The sequence below is a fragment of the Litorihabitans aurantiacus genome (genome assembly GCF_030161595.1).
In the GTDB taxonomy this organism is placed as follows: Bacteria; Actinomycetota; Actinomycetes; order Actinomycetales; family Beutenbergiaceae; genus Litorihabitans; species Litorihabitans aurantiacus.
In genome coordinates, this window is record NZ_BSUM01000001.1 from 1528969 (window position 1) to 1545985 (window position 17017).

14 protein-coding genes and 3 pseudogenes are annotated in these 17017 nt (G+C 71.5%); 7 read left to right on the forward strand and 10 right to left on the reverse strand.

Translation table 11 applies throughout. From position 1 onward, the window contains the following. Positions 1 to 147 precede the first annotated feature (147 nt). From ctaE to QQK22_RS07145, 5 genes and pseudogenes are all read left to right on the forward strand, one after another. Entirely contained in the window at positions 148 to 786 is a 639-nt protein-coding gene (ctaE, locus tag QQK22_RS07125; RefSeq protein ID WP_284250303.1) for an aa3-type cytochrome oxidase subunit III, read from the forward strand. Between the two features lie 68 nt (positions 787 to 854). Beyond that, positions 855 to 1640, forward strand: coding sequence for a cytochrome bc1 complex diheme cytochrome c subunit (gene qcrC / locus QQK22_RS07130; protein ID WP_284252611.1), 786 nt, complete (start codon positions 855 to 857; stop codon positions 1638 to 1640). Further along, positions 1637 to 2731 carry a cytochrome bc1 complex Rieske iron-sulfur subunit gene (gene qcrA / locus QQK22_RS07135; RefSeq protein ID WP_284250304.1) on the forward strand — a complete coding sequence of 365 codons (1095 nt, stop codon included), beginning with the start codon at positions 1637 to 1639 and terminating at the stop codon, positions 2729 to 2731. Before qcrC ends, qcrA begins: the two co-directional genes overlap by 4 nt. Then, complete coding sequence (gene qcrB, locus QQK22_RS07140) at positions 2682 to 4406, forward strand: cytochrome bc1 complex cytochrome b subunit (RefSeq protein ID WP_431310144.1); 1725 nt, start codon at positions 2682 to 2684, stop codon at positions 4404 to 4406. Before qcrA ends, qcrB begins: the two co-directional genes overlap by 50 nt. A 150-nt stretch (positions 4407 to 4556) precedes the next feature. Next, positions 4557 to 5182 (forward strand): annotated as a pseudogene (locus tag QQK22_RS07145) (superoxide dismutase). A gap of 150 nt (positions 5183 to 5332) precedes the next feature. Here the strand turns inward: QQK22_RS07145 and QQK22_RS07150 are convergent. From QQK22_RS07150 to QQK22_RS18655, 7 genes and pseudogenes are all read right to left on the reverse strand, one after another. Next, a complete protein-coding gene (locus tag QQK22_RS07150; protein WP_348525527.1) occupies positions 5333 to 5800 on the reverse strand; it encodes a cytochrome c oxidase subunit 4 in 468 nt (155 codons plus the stop codon). After that, positions 5797 to 7476, reverse strand: coding sequence for an aa3-type cytochrome oxidase subunit I (ctaD, locus tag QQK22_RS07155; RefSeq protein WP_284252617.1), 1680 nt, complete (start codon positions 7474 to 7476; stop codon positions 5797 to 5799). The genes QQK22_RS07150 and ctaD overlap by 4 nt, the downstream gene beginning before the upstream one ends. Positions 7477 to 7573: 97 nt before the next feature. After that, positions 7574 to 8449: an aa3-type cytochrome oxidase subunit II gene (gene ctaC / locus QQK22_RS07160; RefSeq protein WP_431310185.1), complete on the reverse strand. Its 876-nt coding sequence runs from the start codon at positions 8447 to 8449 to the stop codon at positions 7574 to 7576. Between the two features lie 142 nt (positions 8450 to 8591). Next, entirely contained in the window at positions 8592 to 9509 is a 918-nt protein-coding gene (locus QQK22_RS18645; RefSeq protein ID WP_348525528.1) for an FKBP-type peptidyl-prolyl cis-trans isomerase, read from the reverse strand. Between the two features lie 102 nt (positions 9510 to 9611). Then, positions 9612 to 10010 (reverse strand): HesB/IscA family protein, encoded by a 399-nt coding sequence (locus QQK22_RS07170; protein ID WP_284250306.1) that lies wholly within the window; start codon positions 10008 to 10010, stop codon positions 9612 to 9614. Positions 10011 to 10161: 151 nt separating this feature from the next. Beyond that, the gene (locus tag QQK22_RS18650; protein WP_348525529.1) at positions 10162 to 11295 is read right to left on the reverse strand and encodes a glycerate kinase; all 1134 of its coding nucleotides are present in this window, start codon (positions 11293 to 11295) and stop codon (positions 10162 to 10164) included. 7 nt (positions 11296 to 11302) lie between these two features. Further along, positions 11303 to 12681: pseudogene (locus QQK22_RS18655) on the reverse strand (dipeptidase). Between the two features lie 119 nt (positions 12682 to 12800). Here QQK22_RS18655 and QQK22_RS07180 point away from each other — a divergent pair. Then, a pseudogene (locus QQK22_RS07180) lies at positions 12801 to 13333 on the forward strand (DUF3043 domain-containing protein). On the opposite strand, the gene QQK22_RS07185 reads toward QQK22_RS07180, so the two are convergent. From QQK22_RS07185 to QQK22_RS07195, 3 genes are read right to left on the reverse strand one after another with little or no spacing between them, the layout of a single operon-like run. Further along, positions 13308 to 14387 carry a quinone-dependent dihydroorotate dehydrogenase gene (locus QQK22_RS07185; protein ID WP_284250308.1) on the reverse strand — a complete coding sequence of 360 codons (1080 nt, stop codon included), beginning with the start codon at positions 14385 to 14387 and terminating at the stop codon, positions 13308 to 13310. The pseudogene QQK22_RS07180 and the gene QQK22_RS07185 overlap by 26 nt on opposite strands. Positions 14388 to 14436: 49 nt before the next feature. Next, positions 14437 to 14925 carry a hypothetical protein gene (locus tag QQK22_RS07190; RefSeq protein WP_284250309.1) on the reverse strand — a complete coding sequence of 163 codons (489 nt, stop codon included), beginning with the start codon at positions 14923 to 14925 and terminating at the stop codon, positions 14437 to 14439. A gap of 46 nt (positions 14926 to 14971) precedes the next feature. Then, the gene (locus QQK22_RS07195) at positions 14972 to 15322 is read right to left on the reverse strand and encodes a hypothetical protein (protein ID WP_284250310.1); all 351 of its coding nucleotides are present in this window, start codon (positions 15320 to 15322) and stop codon (positions 14972 to 14974) included. 50 nt (positions 15323 to 15372) lie between these two features. Here QQK22_RS07195 and QQK22_RS07200 point away from each other — a divergent pair, with 50 nt between their 5' ends. Beyond that, a complete protein-coding gene (locus QQK22_RS07200) occupies positions 15373 to 16872 on the forward strand; it encodes a leucyl aminopeptidase (protein WP_284250311.1) in 1500 nt (499 codons plus the stop codon). Positions 16873 to 17017: the final 145 nt, after the last annotated feature.

The window sequence follows — 17017 nt, forward strand, 5'->3', positions numbered from 1 at the left end:
CGTTTTCTTACACGTGGCGGGGGGCCGTCAGAACAGGTGCGCACGGCACGCCGCGCGCACCGGAGCACCCCGCGCTTTCCCGCACGATCGCGCCGCCACGACGCGTCGGAGTAGGTCGGGGAGCCGACCGTTCGTCATAATGGAGGGGTGTCCAGCCATGCCACCACCGCGCCCAGCGCCCACGTGAGTGTCGACCGCCCGAACCTGACGCAGGTCGGCACGATCGTGTGGCTCTCGAGCGAGCTCATGTTCTTCGCGGGACTGTTCGCGATCTACTTCACGCACCGCAGCGTCTCCGACCCCGGCGAGTGGGCGGCGTCGACCGACCTGCTGAACCTGCCGTTCGCGACCGTCAACACCACGATCCTGATCCTGAGCTCCTTCACGTGCCAGTTCGGCGTCATCGCGGCGCAGCGGCACCAGGCCCGGCGCACCGGCAGCCTGTGGAACCTGCGCCAGTGGGGCCTGCAGGAGTGGTTCACGCTGACGTTCATCATGGGCGCCGTCTTCATCGGCGGTCAGGTCACGGAGTACGCCGAGCTCGTGGAGCACGGCCTGATGATCTCGACGTCCTCGTTCGGCAGCGTCTTCTACCTCACCACCGGTTTTCACGGTCTCCACGTGGTGGGTGGTCTCATCGCCTTCCTCTTCGTCCTCGGCTCGTCCTTCGTGGCCGGGCGGTTCGGTCACCGCGAGGAGGTCCGGGCCCACGTGGTCTCGTACTACTGGCACTTCGTCGACGTGATCTGGGTGGCGCTCTTCTTCGTCATCTACTTCCTTCGGTAGCCGCCGATGGCCACCGCACCGCTCCACCCCGCACCGCCCGCCCCACACAGAAACGAGGACACCCCGTGGTGAAGGCCCTCGCCTCCGCGCGACGCCACCGGTTCGCACCCGTCGTCCTGATGCTGCTCGCGCTCCTGGCCGTCGGCGGCCTCTACGCCGTCGCCGCCCCGCAGGCCGCGGTCGCCGATGCGGCGTCCACCGACGACGTCGAGAACGGCGAGAAGCTGTTCGCGGCGAACTGCGCCAGCTGCCACGGCCCGTCGGCCGAGGGCGCGACGGCGTCGCCCTCGCTGATCGGCGTCGGTGCCGCCTCGGTACACTTCCAGGTGAGCACCGGCCGCATGCCGATGGCCGCCAACGCGCCGCAGGCCCCCGAGAAGGGCGTCCAGTTCGACGCCGAGCAGACCGCGCAGCTCGCCGCCTACGTCGCGACCCTGGGCCCCGGCCCGGCCATCCCCGACTCCGAGCAGGTCGACCCCGCCCAGGGCGACGCGGCCAACGGCATGCTCGTCTTCCGCACCAACTGCGCGATGTGCCACAACGCCGTCGGCGCCGGCGGTGCGCTCAGCGAGGGCAAGTACGCGCCGTCGCTGTTCAACTCCACGCCGACCGAGATCTACGAGGCGATGCTGACCGGCCCGCAGTCGATGCCGGTGTTCAACGAGGAGAACATCACCCCTGAGGCCAAGCGGGACGTGATCGCCTACCTGATGGAGCAGCGCGCCGGCGACTCCTCCCCCGGTGGCGCCAACCTCGGCTCGATCGGACCCGTGTCCGAGGGCATGTGGGTGTGGATCATCGGCATGGGTGTCCTGATCGGCGCCTCGGTGTGGATCGGAGCCAAGTCCTCATGAGCGACGTCAGCAAGCGGGACAACGTCGGCGATCCCGACGAGGTCCACGAGAACGACGCCCTCTCCGTCGGCGAGGGCACGGTCGACCGGTTCGTCAACCCCGGCCTCCCCGAGCACAAGCACCGCCTCTCGGACCACTCCGAGGACGGCGCCAAGCGAGTCGAGCGCCAGGTCACGCTCATCTTCGTGCTGTCGCTCGTCGCCTCGGTCGCCGGCATCGTCGGCTACTTCGTCTTCCCCGTCGGTGCCTCGCTCGGCAGCGTCCGCGCCTCGACGCTGAGCATCGGCCTGGGCCTCGGCATCGGCATGCTCGGTATCGGCGTCGCGGCCGTGCACTGGGCCAAGGCCCTGATGTCCGACGTCGAGCAGGTCGACGAGCGCCACCCGCAGCGCGGTGACGACGCCACCCGCGCCGCCGCCGTCGAGGCTCTCCAGGCGGGTGCCGACGACTCGCGCATCGCCCGGCGCCCCCTGCTCAAGGGTGCGCTCGTCTCCGCCGTCGCCGTCGCGCCGCTCGCCTTCGTGGTCCCCATGGTGGGCAACCTCGGCGGCGACTGGAACGTCAGCAAGTTCCGTCACACCGTCTGGGGTCCCGGCGTCCGCCTGGCGCGCGACCCCGACGGCGCGCTGATCCGCCCCGAGCAGGTCACCATCGGTTCCGTCTGGCACGTCATCCCCGACGGCCTGATGAACGCCGAGCACATGCTGGAGGAGAAGGCCAAGGCCGTCGTCCTCATGGTCCGGATGGCCCCGGGCGACCTCACCGAGGCGCCCGATCGGGCCGGCTGGTCGTGGGACGGCATCGTGGCCTACTCCAAGGTCTGCACGCACGTCGGTTGTCCGGTGGCGCTGTACGAGCAGCAGACCCACCACATCCTGTGCCCGTGCCACCAGTCCACGTTCGACGTCTCCGACGGCGCCAAGGTCGTCTTCGGTCCCGCCAAGCGTGCTCTCCCCCAGCTGCCCATCACCGTGGACGACGAGGGCTACCTCGTCGCGCAGAGCGACTTCCACGAGATGGTCGGCCCCTCCACCTGGGAGCGTGAGCGCTACGGCGACCTCCCGGTCTCCGACGAGGAGAAGGTCCATTGAGCACCACCACCCCCTGACGAAGGCGGCGGCCGGGACGGCCGACTTCTTCGACTCCCGCGTCGGCGCGGGCAAGATGGTCAAGGAGTTCGCCCGGAAGGTCTTCCCCGACCACTGGTCGTTCCTCCTGGGTGAGATCGCCCTGTACAGCTTCGTCGTCCTGCTCCTGACCGGCACGTTCCTCACGATGTTCTTCGTGCCGAGCATGACCGAGGTGCACTACCCGGACGACGCCTTCCCGGTCGCGATGCGCGGCGTGGAGATGTCGGAGGCGTTCGCCTCGACCCTGAACATGTCCTTCCACGTGCGCGGCGGTCTGCTCATGCGGCAGATCCACCACTGGGCGGCGCTGCTGTTCATGGCCTCGATCGTGACGCACATGATGCGCGTCTTCTTCACCGGCGCCTTCCGTAAGCCCCGCGAGCTCAACTGGGTCGTCGGCTTCACGCTGATGATCCTCGGCCTGCTCGCCGGCTTCACCGGCTACTCGCTCCCCGACGACGTCCTGTCGGGCAACGGCCTGCGCATCACCGACGGTGTGGTGAAGTCGATCCCGGTCATCGGCTCGTACATGTCGTACATGATCTTCGGCGGCGAGTTCCCCGGCACCGAGATCATCCCCCGCCTGTTCACGGCGCACATCCTGCTGGTGCCCGCGCTGATCCTGGCGCTCATCGCTGTCCACCTGGTGCTGATCGTGGCGCACAAGCACACGCAGTACCCCGGCCCGGGCCGCACGAACCGCAACGTGGTCGGCTACCCGCTGTTCCCCGTGTACGTGGCCAAGGCCGGCGGCTTCTTCTTCGTGGTGTTCGGCGTGCTGGCCATCATGGGCGCCACGCTCGCGATCAACAGCGTGTGGGTCTACGGCCCCTACGACCCCTCGCCCGTCGGCGCGGGCGCTCAGCCCGACTGGTACATGCTGTTCCTCGAGGGCTCGCTCCGGCTGATGCCGGGTCAGACCGAGTGGGTCTGGGGCGGGTACACGATCTCGCTGAACGTCCTCATCCCGGCCGTGGTGATCCCCGGCCTGCTGTTCACGATCCTCGCGGTCTACCCGTTCATCGAGGCCTGGGCCACCGGTGACAAGCGCGAGCACCACCTGCTCGACCGCCCGCGGAACGTCCCGACGCGCACGGGTGTCGGCGTCGCCGTCCTGACCGCGTTCATCATCCTGGTCCTGGCCGGGTCGAACGACATCATCGCGACCCACTTCGGGCTCTCGATCAACGCCATCACCTGGGTGTTCCGCGTCCTGTTCTTCGCCGGGCCGGTCATCGGCTTCATCGTCACGAAGCGCATGTGCCTCGCGCTGCAGCGCCGGGACCGCGAGCTCGTCCTGCACGGTCACGAGACGGGCCGTGTGGTCCGGTTCGCCTCGGGTGAGTACATCGAGGTGCACCAGCCCCTCACGGACCACGAGCGCTGGCTGCTCGTGGGCCACGAGCCGGTGCGCCCCCTCGAGGTCGGGCCCGCCGAGAACGGGCGCGGCGTCAGCCGCCCCGGGTACAAGGCCGCGGTGCGACGCTCCAAGGTGTCGAACTTCTTCTTCGCCGATCGCGTCGAGCCCGTCACCCCGAGCGAGCTCGAGGAGGCTCACGGCCACGGCGAGCACGCCGAGATCGCCCAGGGCGACTCGAACGAGGCGCTCCTGACCAACGCGAGCACGCGCGGCTGACGCACGTGCTCGATCCCGGGTGACCGACCCGGGACCAGATGCCGGGAAACGGCCCTGCTCGCGGAACGCGAGCGGGGCCGTTTCTGTTGCAATAGAGGTACGAGCGTTCGCACCACGCGGGTGCGGCCGCCACGATGGAGAGGAATCTCGATGACCGGCTACACACTCCCCGAGCTGCCCTACGACTACGCGGCGCTGGAGCCCCACATCTCCGGCAAGATCATGCAGCTCCACCACGACAAGCACCACCAGGCCTACGTGACGGGCGCCAACACCGCGCTCGAGAAGCTGGCCGAGGCTCGCGAGTCCGGCGACCTCGCCGCCGTGAACCTCCACTCCAAGAACCTGGCCTTCAACCTCGGTGGCCACGTCAACCACACGGTCTTCTGGGAGAACCTCTCCCCCGAGGGGGCGAGCCCGCCGGCGAGCTCCTCGCGGCCCTCGAGGACCACTTCGGCGGCGTCGAGGCGTTCAAGAAGCACTTCTCGGCCGTCGCCGCCGGCGTGCAGGGGTCCGGCTGGGCCGTGCTGGCCTGGGACACGATCGGTGCCCGCCCCGTCGTCGTGCAGCTGTACGACCAGCAGGGCAACCTCGCCCTCGGCCTCGTCCCGCTCCTCATGCTCGACGTGTGGGAGCACGCCTACTACCTCGACTACCTGAACGTGCGCGCCGACTACGTCGCCGCGTTCTGGAACATCGTGAACTGGAACGACGTCGCCGCGCGCCTCGCCCGCGCCACCACGGCCGGCGCCGGCGGCCTCATCGTGCCCGCCTGAGCGACCGCTCAACCCACGCCCGACGGGGGCGCCACGCACCGGCGTGGCGCCCCCGTCGGCGTCTCCCCTCCGGCTCAGCCGGAGACGACGACGGGCGGGTGCCGAAGCACCCGCCCGTCACTCGCAGCCGTCAGCGGCCTCACGCGTCGCTCAGTGCGCGTGCTGCCCCCGCGAGAACTCGAAGATGAGGCCCACGAGGCCGATGCTGCCGACGATCACACCGACGACGCACACCCACCAGCCCACGGCGACGCCGAAGAAGATGATCGCGGCGCCGATCGCGAGCACGAAGGGCCACCAGGAGTGCGGGGAGAACTCGCCGTACTCACCCGCAGCCGACTCGATGGTGCCGAGCGGGTCGTCCTCGGGGCGCGCGTCGATCGTGCGCCCGGTGATGAAGAGGAAGAACGCCACCAGGCCGGCCAGCCCTGCCAGCAGCAGGAGGCCGATGAAGCCGACGAACTCCGTGAACTCGGTGAGGAACCCGTACACGATCGCGAGTGCGAGGAACACCGGGACACCGGCGCCGAAGACGACGGTCTCGATGTACATCGGCGGGCGCGTGCGGGAGGAGGGCTCCACCGTGCGGTCCGGTCCGGCGGTCTGCTGCGTGCTCATGAGTGTTCCTTCGAGGTGCGCTCCTGGATGGAGCCCTGCATGTCGGCGTTGCCGTAGACCTGGTCGAGGAAGCCCTTGTCGGTCTCGACGTGGTCCATGGCGGCGACCTCGGGGTGGTGCAGGTCGAACGCCGGCGACTCCGAGCGGATGCGCGGGATGGAGCTGAAGTTGTGGCGCGGGGGCGGGCACGACGTGGCCCACTCGAGCGAGCGGCCGTAGCCCCACGGGTCGTCGACCTCGACCTGGGGCGCGGTGCGCCAGGTGCGGATGACGTTCCAGAGGAACGGCAGGGTCGCAGCGGCGAGGATGAACGCGCCGACGGTGGAGATCTGGTTCCAGAGCGTCACGCCGTCCTCGGGCAGGTAGTCGATGTAGCGCCGCGGCATCACCTTCGCGCCGATCCAGTGCTGGATGAGGAAGGTGGTGTGGAAGCCGACGAACGTCAACCAGAAGTGGACCTTGCCGAGACGCTCGTTCAGCATCTTCCCGGTGAACTTCGGCCACCAGAAGTAGAAGCCGGCGAACATCGCGAACACGACCGTGCCGAAGACGACGTAGTGGAAGTGTGCGACGACGAAGTACGTGTCGTGCAGCTGGAAGTCCAGCGTCGGCACGCTGAGGATCACACCGGTGAGACCGCCGAACAGGAAGGTCGCCAGGAACCCGATCGACCAGAGCATCGGCGTCTCGAACGTGAGCTTGCCGCGCCACATCGTGCCGATCCAGTTGAAGAACTTCACGCCTGTCGGCACCGCGATGAGCATCGTCATCAGGGCGAAGAACGACAGCATGACGGCGCCGGTCGTGTACATGTGGTGCGCCCACACGGTCACGGACAGCGCAGCGATCGAGAGCGTCGCCAGCACGAGCGTCTTGTAGCCGAAGATCGGCTTGCGGCTGAAGACCGGGAAGATCTCCGAGACGATGCCGAAGAACGGCAGCGCGATGATGTAGACCTCGGGGTGGCCGAAGAACCAGAACAGGTGCTGCCACAGGATCGGCCCGCCGAGTGCCGGGTCGAAGATCATCGCGTCGAGGCGGCGGTCGGCGATGAGGCCGAAGTAGGCGGCCGTGAGGATCGGGAACGCCATCAGCGCGAGCACCGCGGTGATGAGGATGTTCCAGGTGAAGATCGGCATCCGGAACATCGTCATGCCGGGGGCGCGCATGCAGATGATCGTGGTGATGAAGTTGACGGCACCGAAGATCGTCGAGAAGCCGGTCAGGCCGAACCCGACGAGCCAGAGGTCCGCACCCAGACCGGGCGAGAACGTCTCGGAGGCGAGCGGGACGTAGGACGTCCACCCGAAGCCGGCCGGTCCCTCCGGCGTCAGGAACCCACCGACGGCGATGAGGCCGCCGAACAGGTACAGGTAGTACGCGAACATGTTCATCCGCGGGAACGCGACGTCCGGCGCACCGATCTGCAGCGGGACCATCACGTTCGCGAAGCCCGCGAACAGCGGTGTCGCGAAGAGCAGCAGCATGATGCCGCCGTGCATCGTGAAGAACTGGTTGTACTGCTCGGCGCTCGTGAACAGCTGACGCCCCGGCTCGAACAGCTCGGCACGGATCGCGAGCGCGAGGACGCCGCCGATGCAGAAGAACAGGAACGACGTGGTCAGGTACATGTACCCGATCGTCTTGTGGTCGGTGGACGTCATCCACTTCACGATCGCGTTGCCGCGGCGCTGACGTCGGGGGCGAGGCCCGGGACGCGGTCCTCGGGCTGACGCGGTGCGGAGTCGTTCTGCACGACCTCGTCGATGGCCATCAGTTGCCGCTGCCTTCCTGGTGCTGCTCGCCGTCGTTGTTGCCGGTGAACTGCTGGACGTCGAACTCGGGACCGCGCACGCCGGTGAAGCCCTGCTCGGCGAGCTCGTCCATCTTCTCCTCGTACTCCTCGACCGGGAGGACCTCCACGTTGAACAGCATGGAGGCGTGGTACTCGCCGCAGAGCTCGGCGCACTTGCCCTCGTAGACGCCGGTCTTCTCGGGGACGATCTGGAACGTGTTGGTGCGGCCGCTGATCATGTCGAGCTTCATGAGGAAGCCGGGGATCCAGAACGCGTGGTTGACGTCGCGCGTGCGCAGCGAGATCTCGACGTTCTGGCCCTGGGGCAGGTAGAGCGTCGGGAACGTCTCGGGCTTGCCCTCGGCGCCGTCGTCGAGCTGGGCCTGCACGCCGGAGAAGTGCACGTCGCTGTCGGTGTAGTTGAAGTCCCAGCTCCACCGCTTGCCGACGACCTCGATGTTCACGTCGGGCTCGGCCGAGGTGTCGAGGATCTCGCCCATCGAGCGCGAGGTGTAGGCGAACAGCACGCCCACCATCACGATCGGCACGAACGTGTACATGAGCTCGAGCGGCACGTGGTACCGGAGCTGCACGGGGAGCTCGTTGTCGTTCTTGCGGCGGCGGTAGACCACGACGCACCACAGGAGCAGACCCCACACGAGGACGCCGACGGCGAGCGCCGCGATCCACGAGTTGTTCCACAACGAGATGATCATGTCGGTGTGGTTGGTGGCGCCGGGCGCCTGTTCGGGGAGGAAACCGCGCTGGGCGGCCTCGGAGCAGCCCGCGAGCGCGGTCGCCGCTACGACGGCAGCCGCCGTGACGGCGAGCTTCCTGGTGCGGGGGAAGGCGATGTCGACACCCCGTCACTTTAGCCCGGAGCGGGCCCGGATCCCGCCGCGGACCGGCATCATGCGGCGCGTCCCCCGGCACCGCCTCCAGGAGGCGACGCCGGGGGACGCGGTCGTCAGAACGAGGTGCTGCGGCGGGGTGCGATCACTCCGCCACGATGTCGAGCACGACGGCGAGGGCGGGGGCGCCCATCGCCTCGTCACCCGGGACCTGGATGAGCACCCGAGAGCCCGCCGGGGTGCCGATGAGGGCGTTGAACGGCGGGGCCGCCTCGTCGAGCGTGACGCGCTGGACGCCGACGCCGTCGGGCGGCCAGGTGGTCTCCGTCTCGGCGTTGTCCCAGGTCGTCAGGAAGTACTGGAGGTCGACGCTGTCGCCAGCGGCGAGCGGCTCGCCCGTCCCGGTGGCCAGCACGGTCGTCGACTCCTCCGTGGGCGGCGTGGCGCCCTCCGTCACGGTGACGCCCGTGATCGGGGCGCCGAGGTCGCCCTCGACCGTGACGGGGACCTCCGCGCCGGTCGGCTCGGCGTCGGCCTGCCCCACACCGTCGGGGTCCGGACCCGCGTCGGCGTCGACGATGTCGACGACGAAGACGATCGTGTCGCCGGCCTTGATGTCCTCGCCCTGGCCGTTCGGGTAGCCGAGCTCGCTGGGGATCGAGAGCAGCACGCGCGAGCCGACCTTCTGGCCCGTCAGCCCCTGCGTCCACCCCGGGATCACACCGGTCAGCGGGAAGGAGGTCGGGGCACCCCGGTCGTAGGAGTTGTCGAAAACCGTCTCGGTCCCGAAGACCTGGCCGAGGTAGTGCGCCTCGACCGTGTCGGTGCCGGCGACCTCGGCGCCGTCCCCCTCGGAGACGACCTCGACCTCGAGCTCGTCGGAGGGCTCGTCGGACGTGAACTCGAGCGTCGGCTTCTCGCCGAACTCACCGGATGCGGTGAAGCCGACCGAGTCCCCGCCGGACGCCTCACCACCGCCGCCTCCGTCGTCGGATCCGCACGCTCCCAGCAGCAGTGCTGCGGCGAGCGCGGTGGCGGTCAGGGCTGGCAGACGCAGGCGCAAGTGTTCTCCTCGGTCGTCGCGAACCGGGTGGTCGCGGGCACATCTCTACCGCTCCCGCCTGGACGCCACCTGGACGTCACGGGCGGGAGCGGTCGGCGCGGCTCAGTGGAACGAGTCGCCGCAGGCGCACGAACCGCCCGCGTTGGGGTTGTCGATGGTGAAGCCCTGCTTCGCGATCGTGTCGGCGAAGTCGATCGTCGCCCCGGCGAGGTAGGGCACGCTCATGCGGTCGACGACGACCTCGACGCCGTCGAAGTCCCGCGTCGCGTCACCCTCAAGCAGGCGCTCGTCGAAGTAGAGCTGGTAGATGAGGCCGGAGCAGCCACCGGGCTGCACGGCCACGCGCAGGCGCAGGTCGTCGCGACCCTCCTGGTCCAGCAGCGAACGGACCTTGGCGGCGGCGACGTCGGTCAGACCGACCTCGTGCGTGGGGTCGGGCGCGATCGAGGTCGTGGTGGCCTCGGTGCCCTTGGCGGCGCTCGTGGCGACGGTCTCGGTCATGGTGTCTCCTCGGCTGGCGGGGCGCGGCCGACGAGCCGCGCATCACCGTTCGATCGTACGCCCGCGCCGCGACGCGGCGGCCCCACCCGGTGCGGTGTTCACCATCCGCGCACGGCCTCCTCCACCACCGCACCCCGTCACGAACGGGCGCTCACCACCGCCAGGCGCGCGCGTGGCGGTCGACGGCGCGCGCGACGTCCTCGGGCCCGGCGCCGGACTCCACCTCGAGCCGTGCCGTCGCGCTGATGCCCGCCGACGCCGCCGTGCGCCGCTCGAGCTGCACGTGCGGAGCCAGCGCGAGGACCGCGACACCGTGCGCGGCGGCCGCCGCGGCGACGGCGGCGGTGATCCCCCGGTCGGCCTCGACCGGGTCGAGCCGCTCCGTGACGACGACGACGAGGTCGCGCTCCGCGGAAAGACGTGACAGCCCGGTCTCGGCCGCGAGCAGGGCCGGCCCCGGCAGGACGCGGCCGCCGAGCGCCAGGACCGCGAGCCCGAGGCCCCCGCCGGTGCCGCCGGTCGCCGCGGCGTCGGCCTGCGCACCGGCCGCACCATCCGAGCCTCCGGCGGCGCCCACCAGCAGGTCGCGCCGCACGGGGACGAGCCGCTCGAACGCGCGCACGAGCGGGGCGATGCGGGTGTCGAGCGCCTGACTCTCCTGCGCCCCGAGCACGGGCGTCAGGGCTGCGGCGGCACCGCGCAGACCCCGGGCCGCGACGAGCTCGGGTGCGGTGAGCACGATCTCGAGGCCGGTGCACCGCCGTCGGGCCTCCTCGACGACGGCCGCAACACCCTCCGCGGACTGGTCGGGGTCGAACGGCGAAGCGGCACGTCCGGCCAGCGCGCGCAGCATTCCCGTCCCCGCGTCCAGGGTCGCGGGTGTGCCGGCGCCCAGCACCACCCGCCGGGCTCCCGCGTCCCGAGCGGCGGCGACGAGGGCGCCGACGCCGGCCGAGGACCCCGAGCGCGCCGAGGTCCGCGTCGCGTCCCGCCCGCGGCCGAGCACGTCAGCCGTCGCGATCCAGGCCGTACCCCCGGAGTGCAGCACGACGGCGGGCACCTGCCGCGCGCCGGACGCTCCGTCACCCGCGGGCACCGTCACGACCTCGCGACGCCCGCCGAGCGCGGCCTCCACCGCGTCCAGCAGGCCGCGATCGCCGTCGGAGGTCGGCAGGTGCACGAGATCGGCCTCGGGGGCGAGGGCTGCCCAGCCGCGCGCGAGCGCCGCGGCGACCTCGTGCCCGGGCAGCTCGCCGAGGTGGCCCGCCGTCAGCAGGACGCGCACGGGTGGGTCAGCGTCGCAACGAGGCGAGCAGCAGGACCTCCGCGAGCACGGCCTTCTCCAGCTCGCCGAGGTGGACCGACTCGTCGGAGCTGTGCGCGCGAGAGTCGGGGTCCTCGACGCCGGTGATGAGGATCTCCGCCGCGGGGGCGAGCTCGAGCAGGTCGGCGATGAAGGGGATCGACCCACCCATGCCGACGTCGACGGGGGCGGCGCCCCACGCCGTCGCGAACGCGCTGCGGGCCGCCCGCATGGCCGGGCTGTCGGCCGGCGCGAGGAACGGGCGACCGCGCTCCCCGGATCGATGATCACGCGGGCACCGAAGGGGGCGTGGTCGGTGAGGTGCTGCGTGAGCGCCTCCTGCGCCGCCAGCGGGTCCTGACCGGGGGCGAGCCGGAGGCTGATCTTGGCGGACGCCGTCGCCGCGAGCGTGTTCGAGGCGTGCTCGACGCTCGGCGCGTCGATGCCGATCACGGCGATCGCGGGCTGGGCCCAGAGCCGGTCCTGCACCGTGCCGCGCCCGGCGAGCACGACGCCGTCGAGCACACCCGCCTCCGCGCGGTACATCTCCTCGGGGTAGTCCAGGGCCGCGGCGGTGCCGTGGGTGAGCCCGGCGACGGCGACCGCGCCGTCCTCGTCGTGCAGGGTCGCGACCAGGCGCGCGAGCAGCGTCAGCGCGTCGAGGACCGGCCCGCCGAACATGCCCGAGTGCACCGGGTGGTCGAGCACGTCGACCCGCACCACGAGGTCGACGAGACCGCGCAGCGACGTCGTCAGCGCCGGCGTGCCCACCTTCCAGTTCGCGGAGTCGGCCACGACGATGACGTCGCCGGCGACGCGGTGCCCGTGCGCCGCCAGGAACGGGGCGAAGGTCGGGGAGCCGATCTCCTCCTCGCCCTCGACGAAGACGGTGACGCTCACGGGCAGGTCCTGCCCGAACCGCTCGCGCAGCACGCGCAGCGCACCGACGTGCGCCATCACCCCGGCCTTGTCGTCAGCGGCACCGCGGCCCACGAGCCGCTCGCCCACCCGGGTCGGTTCGAACGCGGGGCTGCTCCAGCCCTCGCCCGGCGGCTGCACGTCGTGGTGCGCGTAGAGCACGACGTGCGCGGCACCCTCCCCCGCGTCGTGGTGGGCCACCACCGCCGGCGCACCGCCGGGCACGCGGAGGATCTCGGGCTCGAGCCCGACACCGCGCAGGAGGTCGGCGACGGCGGCCGCGCTGGCCTCGACGTGGGTCTGGTCGAACGCCGGCGCCGACACCGACGGAATGCGGACCAGGTCCTCCAGGTCGGCCACGACGGCGGGGAAGGCCGCCGCCGTCGCGTCGCGGAGCTCGGCGACGAGCGCGTCGGGCAGGGGCAGCGGCTGGATCTCGGTGGCAGGCACGGACAAGAACCTACCGGCCGCTCGACTATCCTCGAGGGGTGTTCGGACGCAAGAAGGACTCCCAGCCCGCCCCCGGTTCCACCACCGGAGCCGACAAGGTCGGCTCCCTCGACGCCGCGATGGACGCGGCCGCGGGCAAGGGTCGTCCGACCCCGAAGCGTCGCGAGGCGGAGGCGAGGAACCGCCGTCCGCTCGTGCACAACGACCCCAAGGTCGCGCGCAGCGAGCAGCGCAGGAAGAACGCCGAGTCGCGTGCGCAGATGAACGCCGCGATGGTCACGGGTGACGACCGCTACCTCCCCTGCAGCACAAGGGCCCGCAGCGTCGCTACATCCGCGACTACGTCGACGCGCGCTGGTCGCTCGGCGAGTTCTTCCTCCCGGTCGCGTTCGTGTTCGTGGTCGCCACGTTCGTCGTCGGTCAGCGCCCCGAGTTCGCCCTGCCGCTGATCCTCGGCCTGTACGGCCTGGTGGCCGTCGCGGTGCTCGACTCCGTCCTCATGGCCCGCCGCGTGCGCAAGCGCCTTCGCGAGTCCTTCGGCGAGGACAAGGTGCAGCGCGGCAGCATCATGTACGCCGTGCTCCGCTCGTTCCAGATGCGCGTGACGCGGATGCCGAAGCCGCAGGTCAAGCGCGGGCAGCTGCCCGGCTGAACCCCGCTCGCGCGGCACGGTTGACCCGCCCGGGCCACGCCGGACCGCGGTAGACGAACGCGCTGTAGGCCTGCACCAGGTCCGCGCCGGCCGCCCGCATCGCCGCGACGTCGGCCGCGTCCTCGACGCCGCCGACCCCGATCACGACCTTCTCCCGCCCCAGCTCCGCCCGCACGAGCGCCACGACCTCGCGGGCGCGCATTCGCAGCGGCGCCCCGGAGACCCCGCCGTCCCCGTGGTCGTGGCGGATCGTGGTGTTGGTCGCGACCACGCCGGCGAGGTCCAGCTCCGTCACGAGCGCGACGACGTCGCGCACGCCGTCGTCGGACAGGTCCGGCGCGATCTTGACCAGCACGGGGACGCGGCGGTGCGACGCGGCGTCCGCCGCCTCCTGCACGCCCTGGAGGATCGGTCGCAGCGCCGACGTCGCCTGCAGGTCGCGCAGACCGGGGGTGTTCGGGCTGGAGACGTTGACGACCAGGTAGTCGGCGTACGGGGCGAGCGTGCGCGCGCTGCGCGCGTAGTCCGCCGCGGCGTCGTCCGCCGGCGTCACCTTGGTCTTGCCGATGTTGACCCCGACGACGGCGGCGGCACCCGCCCGCGTGCGGCGCAGCCGGGCCAGCCGGAGCGCGACGGCGTCGCACCCGGCGTTGTTGAACCCCATGCGGTTGCGCAGCGCACGCTCGGCGACGACCCGGAAGAGCCGGGGGCGGTCGTTGCCCGGCTGCGCCTGCGCCGTCACGGTGCCGATCTCGACGTGGGAGAACCCCAGCGCCACGAGGCCGAGCACCATGCGGGCGTCCTTGTCGAAGCCGGCGGCCGTGCCGAGCGGACCGGTGAGGTGGCGGCCGAACACGGTGAGCGGTGCAGCGGCCCCGGGCGCCTCGGACGCGGCGGCCGTCCGCCCGAGGGTCGCACCGAGGAGGGCGCGGGTCGGCGCGAACCGGCCGGCCGCCTCGATCGCGAGCGCGGCAGCGTGGTGCGCGCGCTCGGCGTCCGTGCGGACCAGGACGGTCCGGTAGAGGAGGTCGTAGAGGCTGTGCTGGCTGGGCACGGGTGACTCGCTTCTCGTGATCGGCGGAACGGTGGGGTGCGGGGCGGCGCTAGGACGCGCTACGGGCGGTCCGGGTGCCGATCTCGGCCCTGGCCCGGCGGCCCGGGTCCGAGCGCCACAGCCACACGAGACCCAGGACGGGCAGAACCGCGGGGACGAAGCCGTACCCCTGACCGAGGTGCGACCAGACGGTGGCCTCGGGGAAGGCGGAGGGTTCGAGGTAGGACCACAGGCCGACCGACACGACGCCGACGAGCTCGACGACGACGCACACCCACGCGACCCTGCGCATGCGGGTGCCGTTGTGCGCGAGGGCGATCGTCGCGACGACGTAGACGACCGCCGCGAGGGCCGAGAGCGCATAAGGAACCGGCGCCTCGCCCGCCTTCGTCCCCAGCTGGTAGAGCGAGCGCGCCGTGGCCGCCAGGGCCAGGACGCCGTAGACCGCCACGAGCGCGCGGCCGGCGCCGTAGGCGCGGGGGCGGGGGTCGGCGCCGTCGTGCGGTCCCTCGACGTCGGGCCGTGCGGGCTCGTTCATTCGTCTCCTCGACGTCCTCGACGGGCAGGTCCCGGACCGGACCCGGTCACTGCCACAGCTGCCAGAGCCTCACCTGCAGCACCACGACCACCGCGGCGGCGATCGCCAGCACCACGGAGCTCCAGCGCGTGCGCTCGACGAACGCCCACCCGAACGCCACGGGGAGCATCAGCAGGGATGTGACGACGTAGCCCCACAGGAGCACCGCGTCGGCCACCGGGTGACCGCGCGCCTGCAGGACGCCGATCACCCCGGCCTGCACCACGAGGGCGGCCTCGACGACGATCATCCACGGGATCTGACCGCCGGTGACCGGTGCGTTCCGGGCGGCACGGACGATCGAGCAGACCGTGAGCGCGGTCGCCAGGACCCCGACGACGACGAGCACGACTCCCACGGCGTCAGGATACTGCCGCCCGGGCGCGTCCCCCCGACTACCATCGAGGTATGCCGTCCACTCCCGTGATCGCCTCCCGCCAGCTCGAGACCATCGACACCGACGCCCTCGTCGTCTTCCTCGCCGGCGGCGGCGGGGAACCCGGGACGGCTCGGATCCTCGCGGAGGCCTCGGACGCGCTGACCGACGAGCTGCTCGACGCCGTCGCCGCGCTCGGGCTCACCGGCCGCGCCGACGAGGTCACGCTCATCCCCGCCTCCCCGCTGCTGCGGGCCTCCGCCGTCGTGCTCACCGGAGTTGGCGGCGACGCCGACCACGAGCCCACGGCCGAGTTCGTCCGCCGGGCCGCGGGCGCCGCCGTGCGCGCCGCCTCCCGCCACGCACGTGTCGCCGTCGTGCCGCCGTCGGAGGACGCGACCGCCGTCGCGGCCGCCTACGAGGGCGCGCTGCTGGGCGCCTACGCCTTCACGCGCTACCGCGAGCGTCCGGCCTCGAAGCCGGAGCAGACCATCAGCGTGGTCACGTCGAAGAGCCGCAGCAAGGACGTGAGGGCCGGCCTCGAGCGTGCGGGCGTCGTCGCCCGCGCGGTCACGTCGGTGCGCGACCTCGTCAACGCCTCGCCCTCCGACCTCACCCCGGCCGTTTTCGCGGACGAGGCGCGCACCGCCGTCGGGTCCGCGAAGGTCAAGGTGAGCGTGGCCGACATGGCCGCGCTGCGCGCGGGCGGCTACGGCGGGATCGTCGGCGTCGGCCAGGGGTCGGTGAACGAGCCCCGGCTCGTCACGCTGTCCTACTCCCCCGCCCGCGCCAAGGCGCACGTGGCGCTGGTCGGCAAGGGCATCACCTTCGACTCGGGCGGCCTCTCGCTCAAGCCGCCGACGTCGATGATCACGATGAAGAGCGACATGGCCGGCGCCGCGTCCGTGCTGCACACGGTGCTCGCGGTCGCCGAGCTCGGCCTGCCCGTGCGGGTGACGGGCTTCCTGGCCCTGGCGGAGAACATGCCGTCGGGGACGGCTCAGCGCCCCAGCGACGTCGTCACGATGCGCGGCGGTAAGACTGTCGAGATCCTCAACACGGACGCCGAGGGTCGCCTGGTCATGGCGGACGCGCTGGTGGACGCCGTCGCGCTCGAGCCCGACGCGGTCATCGACATCGCCACGCTCACGGGTGCGCAGATGGTCGCGCTCGGCGCGCGCACCACGGGCGTCATGGGCGACGACGGCGTGCGCGACGCCGTCGTCGCGGCCGCGGGCGAGGCGGGCGAGGCCTCGTGGGCCATGCCGCTCCCGGAGGAGCTGCGCGAGGGTCTCGACTCCCCGATCGCCGATCTCGCCAACATCGGCGGGAAGTTCGGCGGCATGCTCACCGCCGCGGTGTTCCTCAAGGAGTTCACGGGCTCGACGCCGTGGGCGCACCTCGACATCGCGGGCCCCTCCTTCAACGAGGGCAAGCCCTGGGGCTACACCGGCAAGGGCGGGACGGGCGCCGGGGTGCGCACGCTGCTGACCTACCTCGAGAACGTCGCGGCCACCGGCGAGGTCCGCTGACCGCTCCCGGTTCACGCCGCGGTCCGCGGCGATGACAAGATAGAACCCGACCGGTGCTCGACCGCGAGCCTCGACCATCGCTGCGCGGCGCTGGCCGGCGCGTGCGGTGATCGGGCCCTGACCCCCGACTCCGCTCGACGCACCA

Excerpts from the sequence above, each read along its gene's own strand:
- qcrA (WP_284250304.1), top strand. The coding sequence starts at position 1,637 with ATGAGCGACGTCAGCAAGCGGGACAACGTCGGCGATCCCGACGAGGTC.
- QQK22_RS07150 (WP_348525527.1), bottom strand. The coding sequence starts at position 5,800 with ATGAGCACGCAGCAGACCGCCGGACCGGACCGCACGGTGGAGCCCTCC.
- QQK22_RS07170 (WP_284250306.1), bottom strand. The coding sequence starts at position 10,010 with ATGACCGAGACCGTCGCCACGAGCGCCGCCAAGGGCACCGAGGCCACC.
- QQK22_RS07190 (WP_284250309.1), bottom strand. The coding sequence starts at position 14,925 with ATGAACGAGCCCGCACGGCCCGACGTCGAGGGACCGCACGACGGCGCC.
- QQK22_RS07200 (WP_284250311.1), top strand. The coding sequence starts at position 15,373 with ATGCCGTCCACTCCCGTGATCGCCTCCCGCCAGCTCGAGACCATCGAC.